We start from the raw sequence: 1,032 nt of genomic DNA on the forward strand, positions 1-1,032 counted from the left end.
TGACCCGATCGGCGGTACCGGAATCCCGCCCGCAGGTTCGCGTGCCGCCGAAGCAACGCCTCAGCAGCGGACCTCAAAACGTCCCCGTCTACCGAACCATCCAGATCCACCGTGAGGTGTGCCGTGTATACATCCGGGCCCTGGCCGTTATACAGGGCATGGAACAGCAAGCCCTCCTGCAACGGCGACAGCGGCAATACGTCGTTCAATCCAGATGGCATCGACGTTACGCCCCCCACTCAGACCCGAACTCGTCTTCCAACTCATCGATCTCGTCTTGGCTGAAGTCCACCAGTGGTAGGTCCGAGGGAGTACGCCCGCCGGCGCCGGGCCTCGTGGCATGCGCCGTTATGCCTCCCAAGGCCTGGAACCACAGCTCGGCAAGGTCCCGAACATCCCGCTCCGCCAACAGGGTCCGCGGCCACGACCACGTCGCCTCCAAACACGGCCCATCAACCCGATCCCGAGTTACCGCATCGACCTGCAACGCACGAGCAACCGGCATGTCGTCATTCACACCGCCACCCATGGCCCAGTCCTCAACACCAGCCACGTTGACCCGCCCGAGATAGTTGAACCCGATCTGCGGACTGGGCAACCCAGACAGCACCCGCTCGGTCTCCGGGTTCAGGTACCGCAGCAACCCATACCCGACACCGTTGTCCGGGATCTGCCGCAGGTCTTCCTTCACCCGCTTGACCACCCCACCCACCCCGGAGCCACCAGCGCACACCTCTGCCCAACTCAACGTCCCCGCGGCCAGGCGAACCGGGAACAGGCTGGTGAACCAGCCGACCGTCCGCGACAGGTCGGCCCCGTCGACCAGACCCTCCTGACGGCCGTGCCCCTCCACATCGACCAGCACCTCATCGCCGTGACCACCACGACTCCGACGCCACTGGGCAACAGCGAGGGCCAGCCCCGCCAGCAACACGTCATTGACCCCCGCGTGGAACACCGCCGGCACACTGGTGAGCAACGCGTTCGTGGTCTCGGCACCCAACACCACCGACACCGAAACGACACTGCCCG

The 1,032-nt window shown here is 65.4% G+C and carries 2 protein-coding genes; both read right to left on the reverse strand.

Annotated elements, in window-relative coordinates; all coding sequences use genetic code 11:
- A partial coding sequence (locus Raf01_RS49090; protein ID WP_203925070.1) for a condensation domain-containing protein occupies positions 1–209 on the reverse strand: 209 nt, incomplete at its 3' end.
- 17 nt (positions 210–226) lie between these two features.
- Positions 227–1,015 carry a condensation domain-containing protein gene (locus Raf01_RS49095; RefSeq protein ID WP_203925071.1) on the reverse strand — a complete coding sequence of 263 codons (789 nt, stop codon included), beginning with the start codon at positions 1,013–1,015 and terminating at the stop codon, positions 227–229.
- Positions 1,016–1,032 lie beyond the last annotated feature (17 nt).

The sequence above is a fragment of the Rugosimonospora africana genome (assembly GCF_016862975.1).
Classification (GTDB): domain Bacteria; phylum Actinomycetota; class Actinomycetes; order Mycobacteriales; family Micromonosporaceae; genus Rugosimonospora; species Rugosimonospora africana.